This window comes from Pseudomonas simiae (genome assembly GCF_900111895.1).
Lineage (GTDB): Bacteria > Pseudomonadota > Gammaproteobacteria > Pseudomonadales > Pseudomonadaceae > Aquipseudomonas > Aquipseudomonas simiae.
This window is the reverse complement of sequence record NZ_FOKB01000001.1, coordinates 969,960-996,924: the sequence shown is the minus strand read 5'-3', so window position 1 is coordinate 996,924 and position 26,965 is coordinate 969,960. Positions and strand designations below refer to the sequence as shown.

At 60.8% G+C, this 26,965-nt stretch carries 22 protein-coding genes; 9 read left to right on the top strand and 13 right to left on the bottom strand.

What is annotated here, in order from left to right; translation table 11 throughout:
• Nucleotides 1-71: 71 nt before the first annotated feature.
• Complete coding sequence (locus BMZ57_RS04790; protein ID WP_010209437.1) at nucleotides 72-1,397, bottom strand: MFS transporter; 1,326 nt, start codon at nucleotides 1,395-1,397, stop codon at nucleotides 72-74.
• Nucleotides 1,398-1,652: 255 nt separating this feature from the next.
• On the opposite strand from BMZ57_RS04790, the gene BMZ57_RS04785 reads away from it, so the two are divergent.
• Nucleotides 1,653-2,549: a LysR substrate-binding domain-containing protein gene (locus tag BMZ57_RS04785; protein WP_010209435.1), complete on the top strand. Its 897-nt coding sequence runs from the start codon at nucleotides 1,653-1,655 to the stop codon at nucleotides 2,547-2,549.
• Here BMZ57_RS04785 and BMZ57_RS04780 read toward each other — a convergent pair.
• Nucleotides 2,519-3,379: a LysR substrate-binding domain-containing protein gene (locus BMZ57_RS04780; RefSeq protein ID WP_010209434.1), complete on the bottom strand. Its 861-nt coding sequence runs from the start codon at nucleotides 3,377-3,379 to the stop codon at nucleotides 2,519-2,521. The genes BMZ57_RS04785 and BMZ57_RS04780 overlap by 31 nt on opposite strands.
• 113 nt (nucleotides 3,380-3,492) lie before the next feature.
• On the opposite strand from BMZ57_RS04780, the gene BMZ57_RS04775 reads away from it, so the two are divergent.
• The 3 genes from BMZ57_RS04775 (at nucleotide 3,493) to BMZ57_RS04765 (ending at nucleotide 6,130) form a co-directional block, all read left to right on the top strand.
• Nucleotides 3,493-4,602, top strand: coding sequence for a 2-aminoethylphosphonate--pyruvate transaminase (locus BMZ57_RS04775; RefSeq protein ID WP_044287389.1), 1,110 nt, complete (start codon nucleotides 3,493-3,495; stop codon nucleotides 4,600-4,602).
• Between the two features lie 28 nt (nucleotides 4,603-4,630).
• On the top strand, nucleotides 4,631-5,458 hold the full coding sequence (phnX, locus tag BMZ57_RS04770; RefSeq protein ID WP_069672526.1) for a phosphonoacetaldehyde hydrolase: 828 nt from the start codon (nucleotides 4,631-4,633) through the stop codon (nucleotides 5,456-5,458).
• Between the two features lie 114 nt (nucleotides 5,459-5,572).
• Nucleotides 5,573-6,130, top strand: coding sequence for a cytochrome b (locus tag BMZ57_RS04765; RefSeq protein ID WP_021492818.1), 558 nt, complete (start codon nucleotides 5,573-5,575; stop codon nucleotides 6,128-6,130).
• Here BMZ57_RS04765 and BMZ57_RS04760 read toward each other — a convergent pair.
• Both BMZ57_RS04760 and BMZ57_RS04755 read right to left on the bottom strand, forming a co-directional pair.
• A complete protein-coding gene (locus BMZ57_RS04760) occupies nucleotides 6,120-7,004 on the bottom strand; it encodes a 1-aminocyclopropane-1-carboxylate deaminase/D-cysteine desulfhydrase (RefSeq protein ID WP_042572102.1) in 885 nt (294 codons plus the stop codon). The genes BMZ57_RS04765 and BMZ57_RS04760 overlap by 11 nt on opposite strands.
• Nucleotides 7,005-7,061: 57 nt before the next feature.
• On the bottom strand, nucleotides 7,062-9,101 hold the full coding sequence (locus BMZ57_RS04755) for an NADPH-dependent 2,4-dienoyl-CoA reductase (protein WP_069672525.1): 2,040 nt from the start codon (nucleotides 9,099-9,101) through the stop codon (nucleotides 7,062-7,064).
• Between the two features lie 212 nt (nucleotides 9,102-9,313).
• Here BMZ57_RS04755 and BMZ57_RS04750 point away from each other — a divergent pair, with 212 nt between their 5' ends.
• From BMZ57_RS04750 to BMZ57_RS04740, 3 genes are all read left to right on the top strand, one after another.
• Entirely contained in the window at nucleotides 9,314-10,444 is a 1,131-nt protein-coding gene (locus BMZ57_RS04750) for a carbon-nitrogen hydrolase family protein (RefSeq protein ID WP_021492821.1), read from the top strand.
• A complete protein-coding gene (locus BMZ57_RS04745; protein WP_042572100.1) occupies nucleotides 10,441-11,469 on the top strand; it encodes an AraC family transcriptional regulator in 1,029 nt (342 codons plus the stop codon). The genes BMZ57_RS04750 and BMZ57_RS04745 overlap by 4 nt, the downstream gene beginning before the upstream one ends.
• Nucleotides 11,470-11,802: 333 nt before the next feature.
• Nucleotides 11,803-12,819: a transketolase-like TK C-terminal-containing protein gene (locus BMZ57_RS04740; protein ID WP_010209425.1), complete on the top strand. Its 1,017-nt coding sequence runs from the start codon at nucleotides 11,803-11,805 to the stop codon at nucleotides 12,817-12,819.
• A 41-nt stretch (nucleotides 12,820-12,860) separates the two neighbouring features.
• On the opposite strand, the gene BMZ57_RS04735 is transcribed toward BMZ57_RS04740, so the two are convergent.
• On the bottom strand, nucleotides 12,861-13,331 hold the full coding sequence (locus BMZ57_RS04735) for a MarR family winged helix-turn-helix transcriptional regulator (RefSeq protein WP_010209424.1): 471 nt from the start codon (nucleotides 13,329-13,331) through the stop codon (nucleotides 12,861-12,863).
• Nucleotides 13,332-13,477: 146 nt separating this feature from the next.
• Here BMZ57_RS04735 and aceE point away from each other — a divergent pair, with 146 nt between their 5' ends.
• Nucleotides 13,478-16,138, top strand: coding sequence for a pyruvate dehydrogenase (acetyl-transferring), homodimeric type (aceE, locus tag BMZ57_RS04730; RefSeq protein WP_069672524.1), 2,661 nt, complete (start codon nucleotides 13,478-13,480; stop codon nucleotides 16,136-16,138).
• Between the two features lies 1 nt (nucleotide 16,139).
• Here aceE and BMZ57_RS04725 read toward each other — a convergent pair whose 3' ends face one another.
• A complete protein-coding gene (locus BMZ57_RS04725) occupies nucleotides 16,140-16,913 on the bottom strand; it encodes a DUF2242 domain-containing protein (RefSeq protein ID WP_010209420.1) in 774 nt (257 codons plus the stop codon).
• Nucleotides 16,914-17,002: 89 nt separating this feature from the next.
• Entirely contained in the window at nucleotides 17,003-17,902 is a 900-nt protein-coding gene (locus BMZ57_RS04720) for a LysR family transcriptional regulator (protein ID WP_010209419.1), read from the bottom strand.
• A 119-nt stretch (nucleotides 17,903-18,021) separates the two neighbouring features.
• Here BMZ57_RS04720 and BMZ57_RS04715 point away from each other — a divergent pair, with 119 nt between their 5' ends.
• Nucleotides 18,022-19,227 carry an MFS transporter gene (locus tag BMZ57_RS04715; protein ID WP_021492825.1) on the top strand — a complete coding sequence of 402 codons (1,206 nt, stop codon included), beginning with the start codon at nucleotides 18,022-18,024 and terminating at the stop codon, nucleotides 19,225-19,227.
• Here BMZ57_RS04715 and BMZ57_RS04710 read toward each other — a convergent pair.
• The 6 genes from BMZ57_RS04710 to clpP all read right to left on the bottom strand — a co-directional run bounded on the left by BMZ57_RS04710 (nucleotide 19,174) and on the right by clpP (nucleotide 26,925).
• A complete protein-coding gene (locus tag BMZ57_RS04710) occupies nucleotides 19,174-19,698 on the bottom strand; it encodes a GNAT family N-acetyltransferase (RefSeq protein ID WP_074900423.1) in 525 nt (174 codons plus the stop codon). The two genes, BMZ57_RS04715 and BMZ57_RS04710, sit on opposite strands and share 54 nt — an antisense overlap.
• A 99-nt stretch (nucleotides 19,699-19,797) precedes the next feature.
• On the bottom strand, nucleotides 19,798-21,672 hold the full coding sequence (locus BMZ57_RS04705) for a SurA N-terminal domain-containing protein (RefSeq protein WP_042572097.1): 1,875 nt from the start codon (nucleotides 21,670-21,672) through the stop codon (nucleotides 19,798-19,800).
• Between the two features lie 229 nt (nucleotides 21,673-21,901).
• Entirely contained in the window at nucleotides 21,902-22,174 is a 273-nt protein-coding gene (locus BMZ57_RS04700) for an HU family DNA-binding protein (RefSeq protein WP_003174819.1), read from the bottom strand.
• Between the two features lie 148 nt (nucleotides 22,175-22,322).
• Nucleotides 22,323-24,719, bottom strand: a complete 2,397-nt coding sequence (lon, locus tag BMZ57_RS04695) for an endopeptidase La (protein ID WP_010209415.1) — start codon at nucleotides 24,717-24,719, stop codon at nucleotides 22,323-22,325.
• 174 nt (nucleotides 24,720-24,893) lie between these two features.
• Nucleotides 24,894-26,177 carry an ATP-dependent Clp protease ATP-binding subunit ClpX gene (gene clpX, locus BMZ57_RS04690; protein ID WP_010209414.1) on the bottom strand — a complete coding sequence of 428 codons (1,284 nt, stop codon included), beginning with the start codon at nucleotides 26,175-26,177 and terminating at the stop codon, nucleotides 24,894-24,896.
• A gap of 112 nt (nucleotides 26,178-26,289) precedes the next feature.
• Nucleotides 26,290-26,925: an ATP-dependent Clp endopeptidase proteolytic subunit ClpP gene (gene clpP, locus BMZ57_RS04685; RefSeq protein WP_021492827.1), complete on the bottom strand. Its 636-nt coding sequence runs from the start codon at nucleotides 26,923-26,925 to the stop codon at nucleotides 26,290-26,292.
• Nucleotides 26,926-26,965: the final 40 nt, after the last annotated feature.

Below are 26,965 nucleotides of genomic sequence, written 5' to 3'. Positions count from 1 at the left end.
TGGCCGGCGCTTTGGGGGCAGAGTTTATAGGGCAAAAACGCTCTAATCCACCAAAAAACCGGCCATACCCCTCAGGTTCGCAAGGGTTTGACCGCCACGTTACAGTCCGGCACGAAATCCCCGACCTGGGCCAGCACTGCCGGCCGGGCGTTCCAGTACGGCATCAACACCAGCGAAGAAAACAACGCAGCCCCGGCAAACACGATAAACACCGTTACGGTATCGAAGTACCCCGGCAGCAGCCCGCCGAGGATCGCGCCCACCGAGCCGCAGCCATTCACAAAGCCCGCGGCGGTGGCACCGGCCTTGGCGGTGCCGAAGTCGATGGCAGCGGTGCTGCTGATCATCGAGTCCGGCCCGTACAGGGTCAGGCCCATGACAAACAGCAAGGCCATCACCAGCACCACACTACCGGTATGCAGCGCCCCCATGAACAAGGCCAGGGCCACGGTCAGGGCCAGCAGGCTGAGCACACAGGCGGGCATGCGGCGGGCACCAAAGAGTTTGTCGGAAGCCAGGCCGATCAGTACCGGACCGAGCAAGCCCGCCAGCTCGAACGCCGTGGGCACGATCGCCGCCCCCACTTTGCCCACCGACGGCATCTGTTCGTAGACGATCACCGGGCCCCACAACAGGATCGCGTAACGCGCCGGTTTCAACAGAAAATACGCCAGCCCCAGGGTCAGCACCGTGCGGTTGCGCAAGATCGCGCGTAATGGCTCCAGCACGCTGATGCGTTTTTCGGCGGCGGCCTCCTCCGCACTCAACGCCGGCTCCGGTTCGACGGCGGGCAAGCCCACATCCTGCGGCGTGTTGCGCTGGAAGATAAAGAACAGCAGCGCCACCAGCGCCACCACCACCGCACTGGAGATAAACGCCGCGTGCCAGCTGCCTATCAAGGTGTAGGCCCACCACCCTGCAAAGGGCGAGGCTACCAAGCCACCGAACGCGTAGCACGAACTCCACAACCCCAGTACCCGTCCGCGCTGTTGCGCCGGGAAGAAACTACCGAGGTTCTTGCACAACCCCGACCAGCCGGTGGACTGCGCCAGGCCTTGGATCAACATGCATGTGACAAAGATCGGCAAGGTCGCGAACGTGCCCATGACCAGGGCGGCGGCAGCGGAAATCAACAAGCCGCCCAGCACCACGACCCGTGGCCCGAAGCGATCGGCCAACATCCCCCAGGTGAATTGCCCGACGGCATACGCCGCCAGGTAGAGACCGTCCAGGTTGGCCATCATCATTTTATCGAGGGGGAAGCTCGGGTCGTCGCCAATGCCCAGCTTGGCCACCGAAAACGCTTTGCGAGTGAAGTAAAAGGCGGCGTACGCCAGCCAGGTGATGGCGAAAATCTGCACGCGCCAACGCTTGATGCTACCCATAGGGATATTCATGGTGGTTCTGACCTCAGGTTGAGTGTGCCGGCAGAATCGCGAAGCAAATGCCTGTTTTTTTATTGTTGAGCACTGCAACACCGGTCCCTGGGGAACGGCATTGGTCAGATGAGCGCTGTTTGCCAGGGCTCATGGCCACCGCGGTTGTAGGACTCAACCTACGGCGACTGAGGCGTATAAAAGCAACGGCAGACTAATAGGTAAAATCGATTTATCGTATTTCAAATATAAGCTGAGCTTGTAGGAGGTCTGTTCATGTCGGTGTCTCATGCGCAACTCAAAGCCTTTCACGCCGTAGCGGTCCACGGCAGCTTTACCCAGGCCGCCGAACGGCTGTTCCTCACGCAACCGGCGATCTCCGACCAGGTGCGCAAACTTGAAGAGCGCTTTGGGGTGTTGCTGTTTCATCGCAACAAACGTGCAGTGCGCCTGACCGACCTGGGTGAACGCCTGCTCGCCATCACCCAACGCCTGTTCGTGATCCAGGCCGAAGCCGAGGAACTGCTGCAAGACTCGCGCGCCCTGCTCACCGGCACCCTGACGCTGGCGGTGGACGCACCGGTCCACGTGCTGCCGCAGATCGCGCGTTTTTGCGAGCGCTACCCGGGCATCAGCGTGAAGATCGAAACCGGCAATACCGACGAATCACTGTTTCGCCTGTACAACTACCAGGCCGACCTGGCCTTGCTGGGGCGCGATGTCGATGACGAACGGCTCTTGTCGTTGCCCCTGCCCGACGACCAGCTACTGGCTTTTGTCGCGCGCAACCACCCGTGGGCCGGGCGCGAATCTATCTGCCTGGCCGACCTGGACGACACGCCCCTGGTGCTCAGGGAAACGGGCTCTGTCACCCGCCAGACCCTGGAGCAGGAGATGAGCCAGGCCGGGCTGCGCATTCGCCCGGCGATCCAGGTCGAAGGCCGTGAAGCCGCACGAGAAGCGGTGGTGGTGGGGATTGGCGTGGGGGTGGTCTCGGCGGCGGAGTTCGGCGCGGACTCACGGGTCTACGCCATGCCGATCCGCGATTGCAGCCAGCGGATGAAAGAAACCCTGGTGTGCCTCAAGGAGCAGAGCTCACGGCGGGTGGTGGCGACGTTCCTCGACATCATGCGCGAGAGTCTTCAGCCCGGCGCCAGCTCGAAGAACGCCTGAATCAGGCGCAGCGACCGGCGCCGCTCCATGCAACCGAGCACATGCCGGTTCACCAGGCCATCACCCAGCAGCGGTACCGCCCGCACGCGTGGGTCCTGGCTGACCTCCATGGACGAGACCACACCGACGCCCAACTCGGCGGCGACGGCCTCGGTCACCGCTTCACGGCTGTCGAGTTCCAGCAGCACCTTGGGTTTTACACCGGTCGCGGCACACGCTTCATCGAACGTACGCCGGGTGATCGAGCTGGGTTCGCGCAGCACCATGATCACCTCATTCAATTGCGCCAAGCGAATGCCCCCGGATTGCATCGCCCACGGATGCGCAGCCGGCACCAGCGCGCAGATCCGCGACTCACTCAACGGTTGCAGGTGCAGGCCATTGCGCGGCGCCACTTCGGTGAGCACCGCCACATCCGCATGCTCGGACATAAGCGCCGCCAGGGTTTCCTGGGCATTGCCCAGGCGCAGGTTCACGGTGATCCCCGGGTAACGCGCTCGCAGGCTGGCGATCATTGGCATCACCAGGTGCGGGCCGTCCGCTGCCACTTCCAGCCGCCCGGTGAGCAATTGACGGTTGGCCTCCAGCATCGTCTGCGCTTCGTCCACCAGGCCAAAGATCGCCCGGGTGATTGACGCCAGGCGTGCGCCCTCCTCGGTCAACTCAACCCGTCGCGCGGTGCGCCGCAGCAACGGGATCTGGTAGTACTCCTCCAGGGCCTTGATGTGCCCGGTCACCGCCGGCTGGCTGATGAACAGCCGTGCGGCGGCACGAGTAAAGCTGCCCTCGCGGGCCACGGCATCGAATGCACGCAGTTGGAACAAATTCATGGCTATCGGCCTCACTGATAGCTCGCATAACAACAAACAATTTGATTGATAACAAGCCAAACTGCAATTTAAGCGCCGTAGCTTCACCCCCCGATGCCTTGCGAGGACTTGAGATGACCACTGCCGCGCCGATCCTGCTGACCCCTGGCCCCCTGACCACATCGAACCGCACCCGCCAAGCCATGATGGTGGACTGGGGGTCATGGGACGACCGCTTCAACCAACTCACGGCCAGCGTGTGCGAGCAATTGCTGGCGATCCTCAACGGCGAAGGCAGCCACCATTGTGTCCCCTTGCAGGGCAGCGGCACCTTCGCCGTCGAAGCCGCCATCGGCACCCTCGTCCCGCGTGACGGCAAGGTGCTGGTGCTGATCAACGGCGCGTATGGCAAGCGCCTGGCGAAAATCTGCGAAGTCTTGGGCCGCGCGTTCAGCACCTTTGAAACCGCCGAGGATGAGCCCACGACCGCCGCCGATGTGGACCGTCTGCTACGCGCCGACCCGGCCATCACCCACGTCGCGCTCATCCACTGCGAAACTAGCACCGGCATCCTCAACCCATTGCCGGAGATTGCCCAGGTCGTTAAAGCCCACGACAAACGCTTGATCATCGACGCCATGAGTTCTTTTGGCGCGCTGGCGATCGACGCCCGCGAAGTGCCATTCGACGCGCTGGTCGCCGCCTCCGGCAAGTGCCTGGAAGGCGTGCCGGGCATGGGGTTCGTCTTCGCCAACAAACAGGCGCTGGCCGCCGCTCAAGGCAATTGCCACTCCCTGGCGATGGACCTGTTCGACCAACACAGCTACATGGCCAAGACCGGTCAGTGGCGCTTCACCCCTCCTACCCATGTAGTCGCCGCCCTGCACGAAGCGCTGCTGCAGTACCAGGAGGAAGGCGGCCTGATCGCGCGGCATAAACGCTACGCCAGCAACTGCCAGGCGTTGCTCGACGGCATGGCCGAACGGGGCCTGCGCAGCTTCCTGCCGGCTGACATCCAGGCGCCGATCATCGTCACCTTCCATGCACCGAGGGACCCGCGCTATCAGTTCAAGGATTTCTATGAGCGGGTCAAGGCCAAGGGTTTCATTCTGTATCCCGGCAAATTGACCCAGGTGGAAACCTTCCGCGTGGGCTGCATTGGCCATGTCGACGCGGCAGGGATGCGAGCGGCGGTCAAGGCGATCGCCGACGTGCTGCAAGAAATGGAAGTGTTGGACGTTTGATTTCCCCATAACCCACAGGATCTGAATGATGAACTATCAAAACCCCAACACCCTCCAGGCCGTCATCCTTGACTGGGCCGGCACCGTGGTCGACTTCGGCTCATTCGCCCCCACGCAGATTTTTGTCGAGGCCTTTGCCGAGTTCGACGTACAGGTTTCCATCGAAGAAGCCCGTGGCCCGATGGGCATGGGCAAGTGGGACCACATCCGCACCCTCTGCGACCAGCCACAGGTCGCCGAACGCTACCGCAAAGCCTTCGGCCGCACGCCCACGGATGACGACGTGACTGCCATCTACCAGCGCTTCATGCCCTTGCAGATCGAGAAAATCGCCGAACACTCGGCGCTGATCCCCGGCGCCCTCGACACCATTGCCCGGCTGCGCGTGCAAGGCATCAAGATCGGCTCCTGCTCCGGCTACCCCAAGCAAGTCATGGATAAAGTCGTCGCCCTGGCGGCCACCAACGGCTATATCGCCGACCATGTGGTCGCTACCGACGAAGTACCCAATGGCCGCCCATGGCCAGCCCAGGCGCTGGCCAACGTGATTGCGCTGGGTATTGACGATGTGGCGGCGTGCGTGAAGGTCGACGACACCGTGCCGGGTATCCTCGAAGGCCGCCGCGCCGGGATGTGGACCGTGGCCCTGACCTGCTCCGGCAATGCCCTGGGCCTGACCTACGAGCAGTTCCGTGCCTTGGACGGCGGCGCCCTGGCCAGCGAACGCAAGCGTATCGTGGCGATGTTCGAAGGCTCGCGCCCGCATTACCTGATCGACACGATCAATGACCTGCCTGCGGTCATCCTCGACATCAATGCACGGCTGGCCCGTGGAGAAATGCCACAGAGCTACTGATCGAGGTCAAAACTACGCCACTTACGCCAGGCAAACCGCTCAAAACCGGCATACAGTAAAAGGACTCCATCACCCAAGAATGGAGGTTTGCCCTGATGAGTGAGGAACCCAGCGATGCCGTGGAAAAACTCCGATACACGCTACAGCAGCATGTCGATCGCGCTGCACTGGTTGATGGTGGTGCTGCTGGCGGTGGTATACGCCTGCATTGAATTACGCGGCCAGTTTCCCAAAGGCAGCGGTGCGCGAACGTTGATCGTGGAGATGCACTTCATGTTCGGCCTCACCGTGTTTGTGCTGGTGTGGCTGCGGTTGTTCGCACGCAGCCTGGGCGTGGCGCCGAAGATCGTGCCGGCGCCGCCGCAATGGCAAACCCTGTTGGCGACCCTGATGCACGTTGCGCTGTACGCGTTGATGATCGGCATGCCGATTGCGGGTTGGCTGATTGTCAGTGCCGAGGGTCATTCGGTGATGTTCTACGGGATGGAATTGCCGCCGTTGATCGGCGAGAACAAGGACCTGGCCAAACAGATCGAGGGGTGGCATGTGTGGTTTGGCAAGGTCGGTTATTGGCTGATCGGGCTGCATGCACTGGCGGGGATCGCCCACCACTACATCCTGCGGGACAACACGGCATTGCGCATGATGCCGGGCAAGCGCGCTAACCCGTGAAGCCTCGACGGCCCTGAAGGCCGCCGGTGTGAACGAAGATCAGGCGAGTGCCGGGGGTGAAGCGCCCGGCCTCGACCTGCGCCTTCAAGGCCATTAACGCCTTGCCGGTGTAGAGCGGCTCCAAGGGCAGGCCACACGTTTGCTGCGTGGTGTCGATGAAGTCGAGCAGCACGGGATCGACTTTGGCGAAGCCACCTCGGCTGGCGTCCAGCAACTCATAGCCCGCCTGTACGATGGCACCGATGTTCTGTGCCACACCGTGATCATCCGGCACGGCCAAGGCGCCGTAAACCGGATGCGCCCCCGCCTCTGCAAGCACCAACCCCGCCAACGTGGTCCCCGTACCCGCCGCCAACCACCAAGCGTCGTAATCAGCCCAGCCCAGCGCTTGCAACTGCGCGCGAGCCTGTTCGACCAGCACACCACAGCCACTCGCGCCGGCAAGCCCGCCACCGCCTTCGGGCACGGGATGAAGATGCGGATAGTGCTCGCGCCAAGGTAGCCAGAACGCCGGCTCATGCCGCGCACGATAGCCGCCATAACCCAGCCAATGCAGGTGCATGCCGAAGGCTTTCAGGTCAAGAACGGTCGGGGTGTCTTGGGGATGTCCGCGCAGCAGGCCGACGGTAGGAAAACCAAACCGCTTTCCCGCCGCCGCCAGCGCGTGCAGATGGTTGGAGTACGCGCCCCCCAGGCTAATGATGCCGCGAGCATTTTGCGCCTGCGCCAGATGCCCGGTGAGCTTGAACCACTTGTTGCCGCTGATCAGCGGGTCGATGCGGTCCAGGCGCAGCACGGCCAACTCGACACCGCTCAGCCAGTCCAGGCGCAAAGGTTCAAGCGGGGCGTGGGGAAGCCAATCGAAGGGACCCATCGGGAGGAATCTGCATGATAAACGGGGCGGTAGTCTAACACCGCCCCGCTTCGGATCTTACAGCTCGGCCGCGAGTCGCGAGCCCTGGTTTATGGCGCGCTTGGCGTCCAGTTCGGACGCCACGTCGGCGCCGCCAATCAGGTGCACGTTCTGGCCGGCCGCCACCAGGCCGTCCTGCAATTCGCGCAGTGGGTCTTGGCCGGCGCAGATGACGATGTTGTCCACCGCCAGCACCTGAGGCTCGCCCTCGGCACCGATGCGGATGTGCAGGCCTTCATCGTCGATCTTCAGGTACTCGACGCTGTTGAGCATCTGCACCTGTTTGTTCTTCAAACCGGTGCGGTGGATCCAACCGGTGGTCTTGCCCAGGCCGTCACCGACCTTGGAGGTCTTGCGTTGCAGCAGGAACACCTCACGCGCCGGAGCATGCACCTGGGCTTTGATCCCCGCCACGCCGCCACGGGCTTGCAGTTGGGTGTCGATGCCCCACTCCTTCCAGAACGCTTCGCGGTCCAGGCTTGTGGACACGCCCTGGTGCACAAGGAATTCCGACACGTCGAAACCGATACCGCCCGCGCCGATCACCGCGACGCGCTTGCCCACGGGCTTGCGTTCGAGGATCACATCCAGGTAGCTCAGCACCTTGGCGTTGTCGACGCCTGGAATCGCCGGGGTACGCGGTGCGATACCGGTGGCCAGGATGATCTCGTCGTAACCGCCTGCTGTCAGTTGCGCCACATCAACGCGGGTGTTGAGGCACAGCTCGACGTGAGTGGTCTGCAATTTGCGCTTGAAGTAGCGCAGGGTTTCGAAGAACTCTTCTTTGCCCGGTACACGTTTGGCAATGTTGAACTGGCCCCCGATTTCACTGGCGGAATCGAACAGGGTCACTTGATGTCCGCGCTCTGCCGCCACAGTGGCCGCCGCCAAGCCCGCAGGGCCGGCACCCACCACGGCAATCTTCTTGATCTGTTTGACGGGCAGGTAATTGAGTTCAGTCTCGTAGCACGCTCGAGGGTTGACCAGGCAGGTCGTCAACTTGCCGCCGAAGGTGTGGTCCAGACAGGCCTGGTTGCAGCCGATGCAGGTGTTGATCTCATCGGCGCGCCCGGCGGCGGCCTTGTTGACGAAGTCCGGATCGGCCAGGAATGGGCGAGCCATGGACACCATATCGGCATCGCCCTCAGCGAGGATCTGCTCGGCGATCTCCGGGGTGTTGATACGGTTTGTGGTGATCAGCGGAATCTGCACCGCACCGCGCAACTTGGCGGTGACTTTGCTGAACGCACCACGGGGCACCTTGGTGGCGATAGTCGGGATGCGTGCTTCGTGCCAGCCAATCCCGGTGTTGATAAGGGTCGCACCGGCGCCCTCGATGGCCTTGGCCAGTTGCACGATTTCTTCCCAGGTGCTGCCGCCTTCCACCAGGTCGAGCATCGACAGACGGAAGATAATGATGAAGTTCGGGCCCACGGCTTCACGCACACGGCGCACGATTTCTACGGCCAGGCGCATACGGTTTTCGTAGCTGCCGCCCCAGCGGTCGGTGCGATGATTGGTGTGAGCTGCCAGGAATTGGTTAATGAAGTAGCCTTCGGACCCCATGATTTCCACGCCGTCGTACTCGGCGACCTGGGCCAGCAACGAGCAGGTGACGAAATCCTGGATCTGCTTTTCGATGCCCTCTTCGTCCAGCTCCTTGGGTTTGAACGGGTTGATCGGCGCCTGGATCGCACTGGGCGCAACCTGCTTGGGGCTGTAGGCATACCGGCCGGCGTGGAGGATCTGCATGCAAATCTTGCCGCCCGCTTCGTGCACGGCCTTGGTCACGATCTTGTGCTTTTGTGCTTCTTCGTCGGTGGTCAGCTTGGCCGCACCGGCATACACACCGCCCTCGTCATTCGGGCCGATGCCGCCGGTGACCATCAGGCCGACGCCGCCCAGGGCGCGCTCGGCAAAGTAGGCCGCCATGCGCTCGAAACCGCCGGGCTTTTCTTCCAGGCCGGTGTGCATCGACCCCATCAGGGTACGGTTGCGCAAGGTGGTAAAACCCAGGTCCAACGGGGCCAGCAGGTGCGGGTAGGCAACAGCGGTCATGGTCAAGCTCCACAACGGATCATCACGGGACGTGGAAGGCTCGAATGGCCTGCCATCGGTTTATGTCCCACAGACTAAGAGGCGGTGGACAACGGCTCAATGACTGAAACTGACAAGTTATTGATCCAAATGCACAGCCCCCCTTGGCAAGCCGGCCCATGGGCCCTACCCTAGTCGGCGAACCCTGCACCCGGTCTGTTGTCTGTTCCCCCATGCGTAAACTTCTAGCTTTTACCGTCACCATGGCCCTGGTTGCCGCCGTCGCCGCGTATCTGGTCTGGACCCAGGAGCGCCCCGTGGCGCATTACCTGTCGGACCTGCGTATTACCCTTGCCGTCAACGAAGGCCTGCCTGCCGACCGTGGCAATTTGCTGGGCATCCAGCCAGAGCTGTTCCCCGCCGACTACCAGAGCCTGGAACGCCTGCACCTGAAGCTTGCGGCCTACCTGCAAAACGCCCGCGACCAGGGGCTGATCAACGACAAGACCATCGTGGTGCTACCTGAGCACATCGGTACCTGGCTGATGCTGACCGGCGAAAAGAACGAGGTGTACCAGGCTCTCCACGCTAAAGATGCGATGAACTGGCTGTCGGTGAGCAATCCGCTGCTGTTCGCCCGCGCCTGGATCAGCGCCACTGGCGACAACCGCACCGACGATGCCTACCTGCGCATGAAAGCCGACGGCATGGCACGGGATTACCAAGTGCTGTTCGGTGGCCTCGCCAAGGAGTTCGGCGTCACGCTGGTGGCGGGCTCCATCACCCTGCCCAACCCAAGTGTCAGCCAAGGCCAGCTGCACGTCGGCCATGGTGCCTTGTATAACGCCAGCGTGGTGTTTGCCGCCGATGGCTTGCCGATCGGCGATCCGCAGCGCCAGCTCTACCCGATCTACGATGAACGCGGTTTTATCGAGCCCGGTGATGAAAACGTCGTCAGCGTGGTCGACACGCCGGCTGGTCGACTGGGTGTACTGGTAGGCAGCGACAGCTGGTACCCGGACAACTACCGCAAACTCAACGAACAAGGCGCGCAATTGATCGCGGTACCGGCCTTCGTGCTTGGCCGTGATACCTGGGACCGTCCTTGGCGTGGATTCAAAAGCGTGTCCACCCCGACAGAAATCAGCCTCAAGCCCGAAGAACTCAGCGAGGGCGAGGCTTGGCGCCGTCTTACATTGATCAGCCAGCCCCCCATCAGCCAGGCCAGCGCCGGCATGAGCGTGTTCCTGCGCGGCCAGTTCTGGGACCTGGGCACTGCCGGGCACAGCTTTCTCAGCAGCAACGGGCAAGTCAGCGCCGATGGCGAAGCCCGTGGCGCGCGCTTGTTGAATATCTGGCTGTGAAGCCCGTACGGCTGGGGGATTTGTCGGTGGGCTTCGTGCACGCCCTGGCCGACGCCATCCACAGCCACGGCCTGGACCCGCAGCCACTGCTGCTGCAATACGGCCTCGACCCGGCGCGCCTGGCCGAGGCCGGTGCACGATTGTCGATCCCGCGCTACATGCGTCTTGGCCATGCCGCTATCCAACTCACCGGCGACCCGGGCCTGGGTCTGCGCATGGGCCAGCTCAGCCGCTTGAGCCAAGGCGGGTTGGCGGGCGTGACCGCCGCTCAAGCCCCCAACGTGCGCGAAGCTGCGCGCGCGCTCACCCGCTTCGAAGCGCTGTACGGCTCCAATTATCGCGGGCAGTCGAGCTTTGTCGAAGATGCCGAAGGCGCCTGGCTGCGCTTCTATTCCATCAGCCCCTACAACGCCTACAACCGCTTTGTGGTGGACTCGATCATCGCCGGCTGGCTGCACCAGTTGTCGAGCCTGGCCCAGCAACCGGTGGAGGCGCAGCGCATCGACATCGAATTTGAAGCACCGGAGTACAGCGATCAATACAGCGTGCTGGGCGACGTCCACTTCGGTGCCGAGGCCAACCAGTTGCGCCTCAACCAGCAGACCCTGGCTTTGCGCAACCCGCAGCACTGCCCGAGTACCTGGAACCTGTTGTTACAACTTTGTGAGCGAGAGTTGGAGCAATTGACGCGCACCCGCAGCCTGCGCGAGCGCATTACCCGGTTGCTCGGGCCTATGCTCAATGGCGGCCGGGAACCCGACCTGGAAGAAGTGGCGGCACGCTTGAAGCTGCCCACCTGGACGCTGCGCCGCAAACTGGCCGACGAAGGCACTCAGTTCCGCGCGATTCTCAACGACACCCGCCGCGACCTGGCCATGACCTACATTCGCGATACGGAACTGGCATTCGGCGAGATCGCCTACTTGCTCGGTTTTGCCTCGGCCCAGGCGTTTCAACGGGCCTTCAGGCGGTGGAACAACCAGACCCCAGGGGAATTTCGCCGCAGTCAGCGGCATTCCGCCTGAAGTCGGTCTTACAGCTCAGTGGCATCGTCAGCCGGTTCCAGCGGGTCCAACTCAATCGCGTGGTACTCGAGCAGTTCTTCCTGGTAATCGTCCATGGTGGACTCCTTTTTGAGTTAAGAGTGGCTGCAGATAAATGACCTGCATCACCAGCCTAAAGTGCCGTGATGACGAAAAAATGTCGACGTCATGACGTTCCTGCACTCAAGGATTAAACGTAGCAGCGCCATATGGATTTAGCACTTGGCCTTAGAGGAACTATTGCAATCATTGCAATTGCAATCATATGTAAGTTTCCGTTAAGGTAATGACATTCGTCGCCAGGTGATCCTCTCCATGACCGCCGCTACCGCACACGCCGCGCAGCTCTGCATCAACGCCTTGAGCACAGCCGCCCCCACCCGCCACTCACCGCTGTACACCGTCATCAACATGGCCAATACCCTTGAACTCAGCCGCCAGGCCTGGGTGATCCGCGGCCAGTCAAGCTCCCGGCGCATGGGTAACTGGCCTGGCTGGTTCGCCCGTAATACCACCGAAAAACCTTTGCTGTACCTGCACAGTGCGCAATCGTCCGCGCAACTGAGTGCGCTGTCGGACGTCACCCAACAGCGCGGCATTCTGTGCAACGACATTGAAAACCAGCCCTCCCGCTGGCCCAAGGGTGCGCAACCTTCCTTACCGTTGTGGCTGGCCACCCACCCGTGTTGTACGCCGTATGACCCGGCCTCGGGCGAAGAGGCCCGTGCGATTGTGCTGGCGGCGTTGCGTAGCCTGTACGTCGACGGCAAGCCCGGGTTCTATTACCTGGCCCTGCATGATCATGAAGGCGCAACGCCCCTGAGCGAGCAGGACCGTGAAGCCGTGCTCGAGGGCATGTACCCGCTGCAGCAGGACACGCGGGGGGATGTGCGATTGCTCGGCGCAGGCCGGGCGCTTGCAGAGGTGGTGCAGGCCAAGCGCTTATTGGCACAGGACTGGAACATCACCGCGCAACTGTGGAGCTGCCCCAGCTACACACGACTGGCCCGCGAGGCTGCTGCGGTTGAACGCTGGAATCGCCTGCACCCCGGAGTGCCCAAGCGCAGCTGTCATTTGCGCAATTGTCTGGCCGGAAGTGCAGCACCGGTGATTGCGGTGACCGGCTATCCGCAAGCGATTGTCGACCAGTTAGGGGCACACGTGGATGCGCGGTTCGTAGCGTTGGGCGCGGGCTCGGTGCAGGCGTCGGCGCCGAGTCGGTATTGGATTGTGGTGGCTGCGCTCAGGGCGTTGGCGGATGAAGGGTGCATCGATGCACTGCAAGTGGAGGCAGCGATGAATCGCTATGCATTGGAATGCAATGGACTGTAGGCGCGGGCTTGCCGGCGCCTACAAGGTTTTGTCGAGGGCCTTCAGACTTTGCGGCGGCTGCGGGTCTGGGCGCCCGCCTCCATCGCCAGCCCGGCGGTGCGCTCCAGCGCGTCGGCGAAAGCCTGGCGCTGCTCAGGCTCGATCTGTGACAGGAACAGCTCATCCACCGTGCTTTCGTAGATCTTCCACATCTTTTTACGCAGCTCCCGGCCCGATCCGGTGATCGAGGCAAATGCCGCACGGCCGTCGCCGTCGGAGCGGGAGCGCACCACTAGGCCGTCCTTTTCCAGGCGGTCGACCAAGCGCGTGAGGTTGTAGCGCTCGATGGCCAGCACATCAGCCAATTCGTGCATGCGGCGAGTACCGTCGGGGCCGCTTTCCAGGCCCCATAACGCGTCATACCAGGCATAGGGCGGCAGGTCCGCCTCTGCCAGGCGCCGCTCGATCTCGCGGATGACCGTCCTGTGGGCCCTGACAAACCGAAACCAGACATCAGGCTCTTTCGACGACATGCAACACCATCCGGGCAATTTCAAGAAGGTTGCAATAGTAGCTCATCCCGCGCTAGATTCGGCCATGTAGTTGCAATTGCAATTACATTTGCCGGCACTCCCACAAGGAGCACGCCGCTTGAAATCCGCCTACCCTGGAGCCTCACATGACCCCGAACAACGCAGTCAGACGCGACGACGATCCACAGGAAACCCGCGAGTGGCTGGAGTCCATCGAATCGGTGCTGTCCACCGAAGGCCGCCCGCGCGCCCACTACCTGATCGATCAGTTGCTGGATTTCGACGTGGCGCGGCATGGCGATTTCTACGGGCGGGTGACCACGCCCTACGTCAATACAATCCCGGTGGACCGTCAGTTGCCCTACCCCGGCAACGTCGTTATCGAGCGGCGTACCAACGCGTTTATCCGCTGGAACGCCATGGCGATGGTGTTGCGTGCAGGCAAACACTCGGGGGTCGGTGGGCACATCGCGACCTATGCGTCAGCCGCAGTACTTTACGACGTAGGCTTCGATCACTTCTTTCGTGGCCGCACCGACAGCTTTGATGGCGACCTGGTGTATATCCAAGGCCACTCTTCCACCGGCATTTATGGCCGCGCCTACCTGGAAGGCCGCATCAGCGAAGCGCAACTCGACAACTTCCGCCGCGAGGCCGGTGGCGACGGTATTTCCTCCTACCCACACCCAAGGCTGATGCCGGACTTCTGGCAATTCCCTACCGTGTCCATGGGCCTCGGCCCCATCACCGCCGCTTATCAGGCGCGCTTTATGCGCTACCTAGAATTGCGCGGCCTCAAACAGCACCAAGGGCGCAAGGTCTGGGCCTTCCTCGGTGATGGCGAAATGGACCAGCCGGAATCCCTGGCCGCCATTTCCCTGGCCGGGCGCGAGAAACTCGACAACCTGATCTTCGTGGTCAACTGCAACCTGCAACGCCTGGACGGCCCGGTGCGTGGTAATGCCAAGGTGATCCAGGAGTTCGAAAGCCTGTACCGCGCTGCCGGCTGGAACGTGATCAAAGTGATCTGGGGCAGTGGCTGGGACGCCCTGCTGGACAAAGACCAGAGCGGCCTGCTGCGCCAACGCATGATGGAATGCGTGGACGGCGACTATCAGAACTACAAGTCGCAGAACGGCGCCTATGTGCGCGAACACTTTTTCGGCAAATACCCGGAATTACTCGCACTGGTTGCGGACATGTCCGACGACGAAATCTGGAAACTCTCGCGGGGCGGGCATGACCCGGACAAGGTTTACAACGCCTATGCGGCGGCCGTGCGCCATAACGGCCAGCCCACCGTGATCCTGGCGAAAACCGTCAAGGGTTTTGGCATGGGTGAAGCAGGCGAAGGCCAGAACATCAATCACCAACTGAAGAAAATGGGCGCCGATGCGGTAAGAGCTTTCCGAGATCGCTTTGACCTGGACGTCGCGGACGATCAGCTCGCCGACATCCCCTACCTCAAGCCCGCCGCCGACAGCGAAGAAGCCCGCTACTTCGCCGCACGCCGCCAGGCCCTGGGCGGCTACGTACCTGCGCGCCACAGTGCGGTCGAGCCTTTGCAGATTCCCGAACTGGCCGCCTTCGCCACACAGCTCAAGGACACCGGCGAACGGGCGATTTCCACCACCATGGCCTTCGTGCGCATCCTCGGCACCCTGCTCAAGGACCCGCACCTGGGCAAACTGATCGTGCCCATCGTACCGGATGAGTCGCGCACCTTCGGTATGGAAAGCCTGTTCCGTCAGATCGGCATCCACTCCGCCGTAGGCCAGCTCTACACTCCACAGGACGCGGGGCAATTGAGCTACTACAAGGAAAGCAAGGACGGACAGATCATGCAGGAAGGCCTGAATGAATCCGGCGCCATTTCCTCGTGGATCGCGGCGAGTACGTCCTACAGCAACCACAGCCTGATGACCGTGCCGTTCTATATCTTCTATTCGATGTTCGGCTTCCAGCGGGTCGGCGACCTCGCCTGGGCAGCAGGCGATGCACGCGCGCGCGGCTTCCTGCTGGGGGCCACGGCCGGCCGCACCACGTTGATGGGCGAAGGCTTGCAGCATGACGATGGGCACAGCCATATCCTGTCGTCGGTGATCCCGTGCTGCGTGTCGTACGACCCGACGTTCGCCTACGAGTTGGCGGTGATCATTCGCGAGGGCATGCGGCGGATGTATGAGCAACAAGAGGACATTTACTACTACATCACTCTGCTCAACGAAAACTACCCGCACCCGGCGATGCCCGAAGGCGTGGAAGACGGGATTCTCAAGGGCATGTACCGGCTCAGTACCAGCCAGCAGGCCCAGGTGCAATTGATGGGCAGTGGCTCCATCCTGCGCGAAGTGATCGCGGCGGCTGAGCTGCTGCAGGAGGACTTCGGCGTGCACAGTAATGTGTGGAGCACAACCAGCCTCACCGAATTGCGCCGTGACGGTCATACAGTGGAGCGCTGGAACCTGCTGCACCCGCAGAGCGAGCCAAGGGTGAGCTACGTGGAGCAATGCCTGGCCGGTGAAACGGGGCCGGTGGTGGTGGCGACGGACTACATGAAGCTGTTCGCCGATCAGATCCGACCTTTCGTACCCGGCCGGCGCTTTGTGGCGCTGGGCACGGACGGCTTCGGGCAATCGGATACCCGTGAAACCCTGCGGGCGTTCTTCGAAGTGGACCGGCATTTCATCGTGCTGGCGGCCTTGAAGGCCTTGGCGGATGACGGCGTGATCGGACGCGAGAAAGTCAGTGAAGCCATCAGCCGCTACGGGATCAACGTCGACAAGGCCAACCCCGTAGCGGTCTAAGTTACTGCGACGGCGCCGGTAGGGGCGGAATCGCTTCTGTCGGCGGTGGCAGGTCCGGGTTGCTGGTGGCTGGAGCGGGCTCTGCCTGCGGCGCAATTGGCGCGGACTCGGCAGGTGGAGCGACAGGCTGGGAGACCGCAGGCTCTTCCTTCGGCGGCTCAACCTTCTCGGCAGCCGGAGCTGCCTTGGGTTCCGGCACCCCCAGCTCGGCTTTCGGCTGCTCGGGAATATGCTCGGCCTTCTTCACTTCCTGCGGTAGGAACACATCCACCAGCGCAAAGTAACGCTCGTAGAACTTCGGCGCGGACACGGTCTCGCTCGCTACTTTCACCATGGAGTCATCGGTGGAACCGATCGGCATCGACACCGAGCCCAGCACGCCCACACCCAGGCTCGCGGAGTTGTTGACCTTCTTCAGCGCGTAGCGATCCTGCAAGGCGTTGGCGAACATCGTCGAATGGTTGGTGCCTTTGCCATCATCGGCACACACCACGTTGAAGCTGATCTGCAGATGGGTCTCGCCGGTCTGCTGGAAGCTCTTGTTACCCACCACCAGTTTCGGATCGCTGCTGGTGATGATGTAGCCCTGGCTCAGCAAGGCGCGTCGCGCGGCTTCGCACGCGGCGACGTCAGTGACGGGGTAATCCCGGGAAAACGTACCGGAGTCGTCGAAATTCTCATGTTCATAAATGGCGGTCTTGGGTGACGAGCAGCCCGCGGCGCCCGCCAGCACCAGCGCCAGCCCGAGGCTACGCAAGTGAAATGATGTCGACATTGAAAATCCTGAGGAAAACAGTCCGGGCGGTATTGTGCAACAGAACGCTGCCTTGGCGCGCGCATTCCTGTCGGTAAAACGTCACAGCCTTACACGACGCCACCTGTAGGAAACAGCCCTGCGCACATATGATCAATAAACACGCGCAGTTTGGCCGAGGCGTGGCGACTTGATGGCCAGAGCATCCAGAAACTGCCGCGATGCTCCAGGTAATCATCCAGCACCCTCTGCAGACGCCCTTCGGCGACAGCCTGGTTGACCATATAGTCCGGCAGGCAAGCAATGCCCAAGCCTTCGTGCACGACATGGTTGAGGGACTCGATGGTGGTGCTGACGAACGGCCCACGCAAGATGGACTCGGGGGCGCCCGGTGCTCGCCGCAAAGGCCAGGGCTCCAGCTTGCCGGTCGCGCAGAACTTGTGGCGCAGGCAGGCATGGTCGCTCAGGTGCTGCGGCTGTTGCGGGGTGCCATATTCGCGAAAATAACCCGGCGTACCCACCAGCACCAACTGGTAATGCCCCAGATGACGGGCCATCAGCCGCGAATCTTCCGGCTTGCCGGTACGAATCACCGCGTCGAACCCTTCTTCGATCACATCCACCATGCGGTCGGAAAAATCCACATCCAACTCGATGTCCGGGTAGGCGCGCATGAAGTCGCTGAGGACCGGCATCAGCAAGCCGCGCACTTGCGGCACGCTGATACGCAACTTGCCCCGAGGGGTTGCGCTGGCGTCGCTCAGTTCTTGCTCGGCAGCTTCGACCTCGGCCAGGATGCGCCGCGAACGCTCAAGGAACAGCGCGCCTTCGCTGGTCAAAGTGATGCTGCGGGTGCTGCGATGAAACAACCGCACACCCAGGCGCTCTTCCATCCGCGCGATGCTTTTGCCCACGGCCGACGACGAGACGCCCAGCACCCGCCCGGCGGCGGTGAAGCTACGGGTCTCCGCCACCTGCACGAATACGGAAAGACTGCCCAGACTGTCCATGGAAGGGTCCTTGATGATTGCGGACGTTTAAGTCCGATAAGTCCGGAACCTTAGCCTGTTTTTCCGCTGAGCACAGCCCCCTACCCTGCCTGCTTACCCTTTTGCTTGGATAGAGCGCGATGACCTCCCTTACCGACCCCGCAGTGACAGACCGGCGGGACACCTTGCCGTTGAGCGGCTTACTGGCCTTGGCCAGCGCCGGTTTTATCACCATCCTCACCGAAGCCATGCCCGCCGGGCTCCTGCCGCAAATAGGCGAAGGGCTGGGCGTATCACCCGCTTTAGTCGGTCAAATGGTCACGGTGTATGCCCTGGGGTCACTGCTGGCAGCCATTCCACTGACGCTGCTGACCCGTGGCTGGCGACGACGCCCCTTGTTGCTGTTAGCCATTGGCGGCTTCGCCTTGGTCAACAGCGTGACCGCCCTTTCCAGTCATTACGGGTTGACCCTGGTGGCGCGCTTTTTAGCCGGTGTATGGGCCGGACTGCTGTGGGCGCTGCTGGCCGGTTATGCCAGCCGGATGGTTGCGCCACACCTGCAAGGCCGGGCAATTGCGGTGGCAATGCTTGGCGCACCGCTGGCGCTGTCGTTGGGTGTACCAGCAGGCACCTTCCTCGGGGCCGCAGTTGGCTGGCGCCTGAGCTTTGCGATCATGACTGGACTGACACTGGTGCTACTGGCATGGGCGCGCTGGCAACTCCCGGACTTTGCGGGCGAGCCGGCAGGAAAACGCCTGGGATTGCATCAAGTGCTGACCTTGCCGGGGATTCGTCCGGTGCTGTGGGTGACCTTCACCTATGTACTGGCCCACAACATTCTCTACACCTACATCGCACCGCTGCTGGTGCCGGCAGGGATTGCTGCCGACATTGATCAGGTGCTGCTGGTGTTCGGCCTTACAGCGTTGTTGAGCATTTGGATGGCCGGTGTGCTGATTGATCGATGGCTGCGCGTACTGCTGCTGATCAGTTGCACGATGTTTGGCCTGATCGCCTTGGCGCTGGCGTTCTGGATCAACCTGCCAGCGGTCATCTACGTCGCCGTGGCGTTATGGGGCCTGGCGTTCGGCGGGTTACCTGCCTTGCTGCAAACGGCACTGGCCCAATCGGCGGGCGAGTCGGCCGATGCCGCGCAATCGATGCTGGTGACCGTCTGGAACCTGGGCATCGCAGGCGGCGGCCTGGTAGGTGGCGTGTTACTTCAGGGCTGGGGGGCCTGCGCATTTGCCTGGGCCGTTGTATTGCTGATGCTACTGGCTGTGGCCGGTGGGTTACAGACAGCGCCCCAACAACTGGCCCGGCCACCCTTCAAGATCGAACGTTGAAATACGCTGATACCCGCAAGCCTCATAAAAACGCACCAGGTCACCCGTGCCGCCGGCGTAGCAATCCACGCGCAGGCGCCCCACCCCGGCAGCGTGGGCCCGCTCATCGGCGAAGGCCAACAGATGCCGGCCCAACCCACGCGCACGCGCATCACGCGCGGCAATCAGCAATCGCACATAGACCTCCGGCCCGGACGCTGGCGGCACGTAAGGCATGGGTTCGCCCAGCACAAGTGCCGCCAGGACCCGCCCCTCGGGAGCCTCGACCACCCACGCATCCGGCATCGCACACGCTTCTGTGACTTGCGCCACTCGCCGGGGCAATGCCGACCAGGGCTCGGTGCCCCATTGGACGGTATTCCCTATCCCTACAAACCAGGCAATCACCTCGTCAAACACTTGCAGCACTGCCGGGGCGTCCGCTGCGCTGGCGCGACGGATTATCCAGTCCTCTCTTCCATGAATAGACACGCTTGAAACTCCCTGATCGGCGATAACGTACGCGCAGTCTAGCGCACATAAAAAAACCCCCGGTCTTTTCAGGCCGGGGGCTTCTCTTTCAAACCGCCATCAGAACTTCTTGATGTCAGCCTTGGTTTCCAACTGCTTGCGGTAAGCCGCGAAGTCCTGCTGACCGACACGGGAGGCGAGGAAACGGCGATATTGCGCCTTTTCTTCGTCCGTTGGGGCAGCGGCTTCATTGACGCCGTTCAAGCGCACGATCACCAGGCTACCATCCGCCAGAGTCACCGTGGTGAAGGTCGGCTTGTCCTTGGCCGCAGGCTTGGGCATGCGGAACAGGGCTTGCAGCACGGCAGGATCGATCGCTTCCTGGCTACGGGTAGCCGCTTCAGTGACCTTCCATGCCTGGCCGTCGACCGGCTGGTTCAGTGGAGTCTTGCCATCACGCAGGCTGGCGATGAGTTCGTCAGCATGAGCCTTGGCAGCCGCGCTGGCGCGCTCCTTGGCCATCTGCGTACGAATCGCCGCACTGACGCTTTCCAGCGGCAGTTGCGAAGGTTTCAGGTGCTCTTTGGCACGCAGTACGATGATGGTTTCCGGATCCAGTTCGATGGCGGTGCTGTTGGCACCTTCATCCAACACTTCCGGGCTGAACGCAGCGGTGACCACGGCACGGTTGGCCGCAACACCTTCGCCACCTTCACGGCCAAACGGCGCGGAGGTGTGCACGGTCAGTTTCAGGTCGGACGCCGGCTGGGCCAGGTCGGAAGCTTCGAACGCCGCATCTTCCAATTGCTTGGTCGCTTCAACAAAACGCTGCTCAACCTGTTGGGTCTTCAGCTCCTTGGTCAGCTTGTCTTTCAGGCTAGCGAACGTCGGCACTTGCGGTGCCTCAACGCCCAACAGCTTGATCAAGTGCCAACCGAAAGTGCTGCGTACCGGTGCCGAGACCTGGTCCTTGTTCAACGCGTACAAGGCGGTTTCGAAGTCTGGATCGTAGACGCCAGGGCCAGCAAAACCGAGGTCGCCGCCAGTGTTGGCCGAACCAGGATCCTGGGAAAACTCCTTGGCCAGGGCTTCGAATTTTTCACCCTTGGCCAGGCGCGCCTGGATTTCTTCGATCTTCGCCTTGGCTTGCGCGTCGGTGACCTTGTCGTTGACTTCAATCAGGATGTGCGCCGCACGACGCTGTTCAGCGAGGTTGGCGGTTTCTTTCTGATAGGCCGCCTGCAGCTCTTCGTCCTTCACGCTGACCTGGTCGAAGAAGGAAGACTTCTTCAGTTCCAGGTAGTCGATGACCACCTGGTCCGGGGTCATGAATTCTTTGGCGTGCTGGTCGTAGTAAGCCTTGACCTCGTCGTCGGTGAGTTTCACCGCGGCAGGGTTGGCCTTGATGTTGACGGTGGCGAAGTCGCGAGTCTGTTTTTCCAGACGCGCGAATGCCAGCACTTCGGAATCAGTGACGAAACCGCTGCCGGCAATACCTGCGCGAACCTGGCCGATCAGCATTTCCTGGGTCAGCATCTGACGGAATTGCATACGGCTGTAGCCCAGTTGACGGATCACCTGGTCAAAGCGTTCGGCGCTGAACTTGCCGTCCACCTGGAATTCCGGCGTCTGCAGGATCACTTGGTCCAGTGCAGCTTCAGAGAAGCCAAACTTGGAGTCGGCAGCACCTTGCAGCAATAGCTTGCGATCGATCAGCCCCTTGAGGGCCGCTTCGCGCAGCAGTTTTTCGTCCAGCAGGGAGGCATCGAAATCCTTGCCCAGCTGTTGCATCAGCTGACGACGTTGCATGTCGACGGCCTGGCTCAGCTCGGTCTGGGTGATTTCTTCACCGTTGACCTTGGCCACGTCCTGCTTACTGTTACCCGAAGCCTGGAAAATGGCCTCGATACCGGTGAACGCCATCAATGCGACGATGATCCCGATAATGGTCTTGGCAATCCAGCCTTGTGAATTGTCCCTGATATTTTGCAGCATGCGTCCCCCAGAAACGGTTGAACTTCAATAATAGGCAACCGTGGAGCGTGGGTAGAGTACGGATATAAGAAAGGCGCATCCAAGGATGCGCCTTCTCGCAACTGGCGGAGCGGACGGGGGCTTTGGTTCTCCCCCCGGCTTGGCGACCCGATGCATACATGGGTCTGCTGCCGCTCCGCTCCCAGGTTGAACCTACGTTCGACCCGGGTAGGTAAGGCTGGATCGAAGCTTAGTTAACAGCTTCTTTCAGGGCTTTACCGGCTTTGAAACCTGGTTTCTTGGCAGCAGCGATTTGCAGTGCTTTGCCAGTCTGTGGGTTACGGCCAGTGCGAGCTGGACGGTCAGTCACAGAGAAAGTACCGAAGCCTACCAGTACCACGGAGTCGCCGGCCTTCAGAGCGCCAGTGACGGATTCGATTACTGCATCCAGCGCACGGCCAGCAGCAGCTTTCGGGATATCAGCGGATGCAGCGATAGCATCAATCAGTTCCGACTTGTTCACTCTAAGTCCCCTTATATATCTATTGAGTATGATTCTAAGTTTTTTGATGAAAGCAAAAACCAGTGCTGAATGGCCTACAGACACTTAAGAGCCGCTTTATAACAAGGGCTCTAAAATGCTGTCAAGGAAGCTCCCAGGCTTTAACACATTAATGCGTGCTAATTCTTTCCTTGGAATCAGACTCGCGTTTTTCGTCCTTAGCAACTATCTCCGGAGCCACATCCGGCAAGGGCTCCGGCGCGTATTGCAGCGCAATTTGCAGGACCTCGTCAATCCATTTAACGGGTTTAATCTGCAGATCCTGCTTGATATTGTCAGGAATTTCCTTCAAGTCGCGAACATTCTCTTCAGGAATGATCACCGTCTTGATACCACCCCGGTGTGCGGCAAGCAATTTCTCTTTCAGACCACCGATGGCCAATACCTGGCCGCGCAGGGTGATTTCCCCGGTCATGGCGACATCGGCACGCACCGGAATGCCAGTCAATGCCGACACCAGGGCCGTGCACATGCCTACGCCAGCGCTAGGGCCGTCTTTCGGGGTCGCCCCTTCCGGCATGTGGATGTGGGTGTCGTGCTTCTCGTGGAAGTCCAGGGGGATCCCCAGACTCTTGGCGCGGCTGCGCACCACGGTCTGCGCGGCGGTGATGGATTCGACCATCACGTCACCCAGGGAACCGGTCTTGATCAGTTGGCCTTTGCCAGGGATCACCGCGGCTTCGATGGTCAGCAATTCGCCGCCCACCTGGGTCCACGCCAGGCCAGTCACCTGCCCTACCTGATCCTGCTGCTCAGCCAGGCCGTAGCGGAATTTCTTCACGCCCAGGAAGTGTTCCAGGGAGTCGGCCGTCACCTTCACCGAGAAGCGTTTTTCCAGTGCATGCTCCTTGACTGCCTTGCGGCAGATCTTCGCAATCTGGCGCTCCAGGCCCCGTACACCGGCCTCGCGGGTGTAGTAGCGCACGATGTCACGGATCGTCTCAACTTCGAACTCGATCTCGCCCTTCTTCAGGCCGTTAGCCGAAATCTGCTTGGGCGCAAGGTATTTGACGGCGATGTTGATCTTCTCGTCTTCGGTGTAACCCGGCAGACGAATCACTTCCATCCGGTCCAGCAACGCTGGCGGGATGTTCATGGAGTTGGAGGTGCACAGGAACATTACGTCGGACAGGTCGTAGTCGACCTCCAGGTAATGGTCGTTGAAGTTGTGATTCTGCTCGGGGTCGAGCACTTCGAGCAACGCCGACGCCGGATCGCCACGCATGTCGCTGCCCATTTTGTCGATTTCATCGAGCAGGAACAGCGGATTGCGCACGCCGACTTTCGTCATCTTTTGAATCAATCTTCCTGGCATCGAACCGATGTAAGTCCGGCGATGACCACGGATTTCCGCTTCATCACGCACACCGCCGAGGGCCATGCGCACGAATTTACGGTTGGTGGCGTTGGCAATGGACTCAGCCAAGGAGGTTTTACCCACGCCAGGCGGCCCGACCAGGCACAGCACCGGACCACGAATCTTCTTCACGCGCTTTTGCACGGCGAGGTATTCGAGGATGCGTTCTTTGACTTCTTCGAGGCCATAATGGTCGGCGTCGAGAATGTCTTCAGCCCGGGCCAGGTCCAGACGCACCTTGGTCTGGGCCTTCCACGGCACCTGCACCAGCCAGTCGATATAGGAGCGCACCACGGTGGCTTCGGCCGACATCGGCGACATCTGCTTGAGCTTGTTCAGCTCGGCAGTGGCTTTGGCCAGGGCATCTTTCGGCAGGCCAGCGGCATCGATGCGCTTTTTCAGCTCTTCGATTTCGTTGTGGCCTTCCTCGCTGTCGCCGAGCTCTTTCTGAATGGCCTTCATCTGCTCATTCAGGTAGTACTCGCGCTGGCTGCGCTCCATTTGTTTCTTCACGCGACCACGGATGCGCTTCTCGACCTGCAACAGGTCGATTTCGGCATCCAGCAGCGCCAGCACGTGCTCAACACGCGCCGACAGATCAATGATTTCGAGAATGTCTTGCTTCTGCTCGATTTTCAGCGCCATGTGCGCCGCCATGGTGTCGACCAGGCGGCTTGGCTCATCGATGCTGTTGAGGGACGACAGGACTTCAGCCGGGACTTTCTTGCCCAACTGCACATACTGCTCGAATTGCGAGAGCAGGCTGCGTACAAACACTTCTGACTCGCGCTCAGGGGCCTCGACTTCGTCGATCAGCGCCACTTCAGCGCGCAGGTGGCCATCCACCTCCATGAAGCGCTCAACCGCACCACGCTGCTCACCTTCCACCAGCACCTTGACGGTGCCATCAGGCAGCTTGAGCAATTGCAGCACGGTAGCAATGGTACCAACGCGATACAGGGCGTCTTCGCCTGGATCATCATCAGCAGGATTCTTCTGGGCCAACAGCAGGATCTGCTTGTCGCCCGTCATCGCGGCCTCGAGGGCTTCGATAGACTTCTCGCGCCCCACGAACAGCGGGATAACCATGTGCGGATAGACGACGACATCACGCAACGGCAGGAGAGGCAATTCGATGGTGGTCTTCATGATTTCGCCTCTATGACAGATGAAAAATAAGCTTGAAGCCAAGATGGGGGCTGCATGCAAAAAAAACAAGCTTATTGCCAGCAGTTAAACGCAGTAAACGCTTCGGGGCAAAAAACGTTGTAAAAACAAAGGGGCCCCTGAAGGCCCCTTGTTTATACCGAAACTGCGAGACGCTTACGCGTCGGGCGCAGCCTTGGCAGCCGGCTCACTGTTTTCGTAGATATACAGTGGCTTGGACTTACCTTCTATGACGCTTTCGTCGATCACCACTTTACTCACCTCGGACTGCGAGGGGATTTCGTACATGGTGTCGAGCAACACGCCTTCCAGAATCGAACGCAGGCCACGTGCACCGGTCTTGCGCTCCAGTGCCCGCTTGGCCACCGATTTAAGAGCGTCAGTACGGAACTCAAGGTCTACACCCTCCATCTCGAACAGCTTGGCGTATTGCTTGGTCAAGGCGTTTTTCGGCTCGGTGAGGATCTGAATCAGAGCAGCCTCATCCAGCTCATCCAACGTGGCCAGGACCGGCAGACGACCCACGAACTCCGGGATCAAACCGAACTTGACCAGATCGTCGGGCTCGACCTCACGCAGGGATTCGCCAACCTTCTTGCCTTCTTCCTTGCTGCGGACTTCGGCACTGAAACCGATGCCGCCGCGAGTCGAACGCTGCTGGATGACTTTTTCCAGACCGGAGAACGCACCACCACAGATAAACAGGATGTTGCGCGTATCGACCTGAAGGAATTCCTGCTGCGGGTGCTTGCGACCACCTTGTGGTGGTACGGAAGCGACCGTGCCTTCGATCAGTTTCAACAGGGCCTGCTGCACGCCTTCACCGGAAACGTCCCGGGTGATCGACGGGTTGTCCGACTTGCGCGAAATCTTGTCGATTTCGTCGATGTAGACAATACCCATCTGGGCTTTCTCTACGTCGTAGTCGCACTTCTGCAGCAACTTCTGAATGATGTTCTCGACATCTTCGCCCACGTAGCCAGCCTCGGTGAGGGTGGTGGCGTCGGCGATCGTGAACGGAACGTTCAGCAGGCGAGCGAGGGTTTCTGCAAGCAGGGTCTTACCCGAGCCTGTAGGACCGATCAGCAGGATGTTGCTCTTGCCGAGTTCAACTTCGTCGCCTTTCTTGTCACGTTGGTTCAAGCGCTTGTAGTGGTTGTACACCGCTACGGCCAGAACCTTCTTTGCACGCTCTTGACCAATCACGTACTGATCAAGGATGCCGCTGATTTCTTTAGGCGAAGGCAATTTATGCGCGCTGCTTTCGGCCTGGGCTTCCTGCACCTCCTCACGGATGATGTCATTGCACAGGTCGACGCACTCGTCGCAGATAAAGACCGAGGGGCCGGCAATCAATTTGCGTACTTCATGCTGGCTCTTGCCACAGAAGGAGCAATAGAGCAGCTTGCCGTTGTCCTCGCCGTTGCGGGTGTCAGTCATTCGTTCGATCCAAATCCGATAGGCTTGCAACACAAGATGAAGGCTTATGCGGGCTTTTTCAAGCCCGCCGGTGGTCGGACATGCCGACCAGCCCTATTTTGAGCGGCTTATATTAAGCGGGGCGCTGATTGATCACTGCGTCGATCAGGCCATAGGCTTGCGCGGCTTCGGCACTCATGAAGTTGTCGCGGTTGGTATCGCGCTCGATTTCTTCCAGGGTGCGCCCGCTGTGCTTGGCCATCAGCGTGTTGAGACGCTCACGAATAAACAGGATTTCCTTGGCATGGATTTCGATGTCCGACGCCTGGCCCTGGAAACCGCCCAGTGGCTGGTGAATCATCACGCGCGAGTTAGGCAGGCAGAAACGCTTGCCTTGGGCACCGGCGGTCAGCAGGAATGCGCCCATGCTGCAGGCTTGGCCAATGCAGGTGGTCGACACGTTCGGCTTGATGAACTGCATGGTGTCGTAGATCGACATGCCTGCGGTCACCGAACCGCCTGGGGAGTTGATGTAGAGATGGATGTCCTTGTCCGGGTTTTCCGCTTCAAGGAACAGCAGCTGCGCACAGATCAGGTTGGCCATGTAGTCCTCTACGGGGCCTACCAGAAAGATCACTCGCTCCTTAAGCAGGCGCGAGTAGATGTCGTAGGCGCGTTCGCCACGAGCGGACTGCTCGACAACCATCGGGACCAGGCCGCCAGCGGCCTGGATATCAGAGTTCTGCTGAATATAGGAATTACGGAACATGCTCTGCAGTTACTCCCAAATAGTCATGTCTTGAAAACGC

Excerpts from the sequence above, each read along its gene's own strand:
- BMZ57_RS04790 (WP_010209437.1), bottom strand. The coding sequence starts at position 1,397 with ATGAATATCCCTATGGGTAGCATCAAGCGTTGGCGCGTGCAGATTTTC.
- BMZ57_RS04785 (WP_010209435.1), top strand. The coding sequence starts at position 1,653 with ATGTCGGTGTCTCATGCGCAACTCAAAGCCTTTCACGCCGTAGCGGTC.
- BMZ57_RS04780 (WP_010209434.1), bottom strand. The coding sequence starts at position 3,379 with ATGAATTTGTTCCAACTGCGTGCATTCGATGCCGTGGCCCGCGAGGGC.
- BMZ57_RS04775 (WP_044287389.1), top strand. The coding sequence starts at position 3,493 with ATGACCACTGCCGCGCCGATCCTGCTGACCCCTGGCCCCCTGACCACA.
- phnX (WP_069672526.1), top strand. The coding sequence starts at position 4,631 with ATGAACTATCAAAACCCCAACACCCTCCAGGCCGTCATCCTTGACTGG.
- BMZ57_RS04765 (WP_021492818.1), top strand. The coding sequence starts at position 5,573 with ATGCCGTGGAAAAACTCCGATACACGCTACAGCAGCATGTCGATCGCG.
- BMZ57_RS04760 (WP_042572102.1), bottom strand. The coding sequence starts at position 7,004 with ATGGGTCCCTTCGATTGGCTTCCCCACGCCCCGCTTGAACCTTTGCGC.
- BMZ57_RS04755 (WP_069672525.1), bottom strand. The coding sequence starts at position 9,101 with ATGACCGCTGTTGCCTACCCGCACCTGCTGGCCCCGTTGGACCTGGGT.
- BMZ57_RS04750 (WP_021492821.1), top strand. The coding sequence starts at position 9,314 with ATGCGTAAACTTCTAGCTTTTACCGTCACCATGGCCCTGGTTGCCGCC.
- BMZ57_RS04740 (WP_010209425.1), top strand. The coding sequence starts at position 11,803 with ATGACCGCCGCTACCGCACACGCCGCGCAGCTCTGCATCAACGCCTTG.
- BMZ57_RS04735 (WP_010209424.1), bottom strand. The coding sequence starts at position 13,331 with ATGTCGTCGAAAGAGCCTGATGTCTGGTTTCGGTTTGTCAGGGCCCAC.
- aceE (WP_069672524.1), top strand. The coding sequence starts at position 13,478 with ATGACCCCGAACAACGCAGTCAGACGCGACGACGATCCACAGGAAACC.
- BMZ57_RS04725 (WP_010209420.1), bottom strand. The coding sequence starts at position 16,913 with ATGTCGACATCATTTCACTTGCGTAGCCTCGGGCTGGCGCTGGTGCTG.
- BMZ57_RS04720 (WP_010209419.1), bottom strand. The coding sequence starts at position 17,902 with ATGGACAGTCTGGGCAGTCTTTCCGTATTCGTGCAGGTGGCGGAGACC.
- BMZ57_RS04715 (WP_021492825.1), top strand. The coding sequence starts at position 18,022 with ATGACCTCCCTTACCGACCCCGCAGTGACAGACCGGCGGGACACCTTG.
- BMZ57_RS04705 (WP_042572097.1), bottom strand. The coding sequence starts at position 21,672 with ATGCTGCAAAATATCAGGGACAATTCACAAGGCTGGATTGCCAAGACC.
- lon (WP_010209415.1), bottom strand. The coding sequence starts at position 24,719 with ATGAAGACCACCATCGAATTGCCTCTCCTGCCGTTGCGTGATGTCGTC.
- clpX (WP_010209414.1), bottom strand. The coding sequence starts at position 26,177 with ATGACTGACACCCGCAACGGCGAGGACAACGGCAAGCTGCTCTATTGC.
- clpP (WP_021492827.1), bottom strand. The coding sequence starts at position 26,925 with ATGTTCCGTAATTCCTATATTCAGCAGAACTCTGATATCCAGGCCGCT.